Source organism: Caballeronia sp. M23-90, from assembly GCF_053574605.1.
The window spans coordinates 1-2,881 of sequence record NZ_JBSIPA010000639.1 but is presented as its reverse complement, the minus strand read 5'-3'; the positions used below and the strand labels follow the sequence as shown (position 1 = coordinate 2,881).

Annotated in this window: 3 protein-coding genes; all 3 read right to left on the bottom strand. The window is 62.2% G+C overall.

The genetic code is table 11. From position 1 onward, the window contains the following. The coding region (locus tag ACRXB1_RS33965) for a DUF1839 family protein (RefSeq protein WP_449494529.1) at positions 1 to 589 on the bottom strand (589 nt) is incomplete at its 3' end. 74 nt (positions 590 to 663) lie between these two features. Beyond that, the gene (locus ACRXB1_RS33960) at positions 664 to 1,698 is read right to left on the bottom strand and encodes an amino acid--[acyl-carrier-protein] ligase (RefSeq protein ID WP_061999580.1); all 1,035 of its coding nucleotides are present in this window, start codon (positions 1,696 to 1,698) and stop codon (positions 664 to 666) included. A gap of 3 nt (positions 1,699 to 1,701) precedes the next feature. Further along, a partial coding sequence (locus ACRXB1_RS33955) for an acyl-CoA dehydrogenase family protein (protein ID WP_449494528.1) occupies positions 1,702 to 2,881 on the bottom strand: 1,180 nt, incomplete at its 5' end.

Here is a 2,881-nt window from a genome sequence, read left to right as displayed (position 1 = left end):
AGATCTCCGCGCCTTCTATGTTCTCCGCGAGCGCCGTGCCGCTCAGCGCCGGCCGTGCGCGCTTGCAGAACTCCACGTACGGAAACAGGATCTCGGGGCGGTCCGCGAATTCAGGAAGCTGCCGGAACACGCCTTGGTAGTCCTCGCCGTCCAGCACGTAATAACCGGTGTTGTGGAAATAACCGAGCCGGCGCGAACGCGGATCGATGAAATCCACGCCGATAGTCGTCTTCGTATGCTGCTGCTGGTACGAAGTCGCACGGGTATCGGGCAGATAAAACGCGTCGACTTCAGCCAGCACGGTATGCCCGCGCTGGGTTTGCGTACGGATGCGGTCCTCGAGTGAATCGTAGATTGCGAGTTCCTGCACCTGCATGCCGTAAAGCGTGTAGAGGTCTTCGAGAGGAAACTTGAAGAACGTGAACTGGTCCCCCTCGAAGTCCTGCATGACAGTGAAGCCGAGCGCGGCGCGCGGGTCGAGTCCGTAGCCGTGCAGCAACTCAATCCACAAGTCGACGTAGCAGTTCGTTTCCGCCCAGACGCGATCGCCCTGATGCAGCGAGTGCGACTGGTGCTTGCGTACGCGCATATGCTGCGGAAGCAATTGAATTACCCGGGCACGCTCGCGATTCGAATCTGCCGCGCCGCTTGTGTGAACGGCTGTCATGAAAGTGCCTCGAGTCCGGTCTTGATGCGTGATTGCGTATCGCCCCAGAGGAAATCGCGCACTTCAGCCGGCCACGCCTTGACGTCCAGACCGTGATGGCGGAAGAGGGCGAGCGTGGTGCGCTCCATGCCGAAGCCCACGCACGCTGTGTGCGCCACTTCGCCGTCTGCCTGGGCGATCTTCCAGATTTCGCCGAAGTGTTCCATGTGGTAGTTGAACGACAGGCATGCGGTAGGACGGTCGGGCGTCGCAACCGGAATCAGCAATTCGAATTTGAGTTGCTGCGCGCGCTGGCTGTCGGCCACGATCTTGCCGCCGCGACCGAAGAACGGGTCGTTGGCCAGATCGATTTCGAACGGCAGGCCGAGCAGGTTCACGAGTAGCGAACCACGCTCGATCCACTTCTGGCGGAACGCCATGACTTGCTCCGGGCTGCCGAAACGCACGTATTCGCGCATGCGGAACATCTGCATGCGGCTCGGATCGATGGACGGTTCGTGACGGAAGCAGTACGCGAATACGTCGACCGTTGCGCCGTCTTCAGCGAGCGCACCGCGTTTGGCGACCACCGGGTAGATCGGATAGCAGGCGGCCGGCGTGAGCACGAGGCGCGTGGGCTTTTGCTGGTCCATCCATTCGTCTGTACGTTCTTCTTCGCCGACTGAAACCGTCTTTTCGAGTGCCGCGAGCAGCCTGTGATGACCGCGGTCGTTGCCCTGGAACGAGTGGATCGTGCCGGCAAGGTCAGGGAAGCTCTTCAGATACTCGCTGTCTTCGAAGTCGTGGCGGCGCATGGCCGGCGGGAAGCGCAGCACTTCGGCTTCCTGATCCGCACCCAACAGTGAAATGGCGTTGTTCAGGCGTTCGATCACATCTTCGAACACGTGGCTGCGTCCGTACAGGCCGTCTTCACCGGTTTCAATCAGGATTCCCGCTTCGATCATGCGCGCTCGCAGCGTCACATCCGAAGCGTTGTAGGTGTTCGTTGCGCTGGCGGCTTCAATGGCCGCGTTATCCGTGAGCGTGTTCATGTCCTAGATTCTCCCCGTAGCCGGCGTGCGCTGCGCGAGCAGCAGATTCGCCGTGTTCAATTGGATGCGGTCGTTGCTGATCATCAGCGGCGCGGAAAAAAGATCGCGCAGATGACGCCCGACGCTGTATTCAGTGTTGTTTTTGTATCCTGCCATGCCGCAGATCATCAGCGTTTCCTGCACGACTTCGAGCGCTGCGGACGAAATGCTCAGCTTGAGCGTATTCATGTCCGATGCCAGGCTCAACGACGCGCCAAGCGGCGTATCGAAGTCACACGCTTCACGTGCTTCGCGCGCCACGCGTTCGGACGATGCGACGCTGGCGGCGTCCAGTGCGTCCTTCAGACGTGCCTGCATCATGCGCAACTGCGCAACCGCATTGGCCAGCCGTCCCGCCGATGGCGGCAGCGCACCCGGTTTGCCGCGTGCCTGCGTGCGGAAAAACTGATGCGCGCGGTTCACGGCGTCGGACGTGATACCCACCCAAACCGCGGCCCAGAGCGTGTGCGACACCGGCAGCATGGTCTGGTCCGCGACCTGGGCGAACGGCACGGGCAGGATCTGCTCGGCGCGGCCCGTTGCGATCAGACGGAAAGCTTCGCTGCAGGTTCCGCGCATGCCGAGCGAATCCCAGCCGCCGCGCTTTTCCAGCACGAGGGTGTCGCGCGGCGCCACGATCAGCACCTGGTCCGACGCGCTTGCCTCGGCACTGCGGCGCGCGGTGACCAGGATGCAGTCGGCGTGCGCGCCATATGAAATGGTCGGAGCAAGCTTTTCGATGCGAAACGCACCATCGGTCAATTCGACCGCACAGGCGCTGGTGCGCATGTTGCCGCCGATCGTTTCCTCCGACGTTGCCGACGCCAGCAGCCATTGTTCATCGATCATGCGGGCGATCATCTGGCGAATCCAGGGAACGTCGTTGCCCTGATCGGACAGGCACGCCACCTGGCTTTGATGCATCGCGTAGACCATTGCCGTCGACGAACACGCATGCGCCAACGTTTCACAAATGCGCGCGACTTCGGAGAGCGTCAGGCCGGCACCGCCGAGTTCCGCCGGAACCATCGCCGACAAAAGCCGTTCGCGGCGCATGGCTTCGAACGCCTCTACGGGGAAGCGTGCCTCGCGATCGACTGCTGCCGCATGCTGCGCCGCGACCTGCGCGACCCGCCGGGTGGCA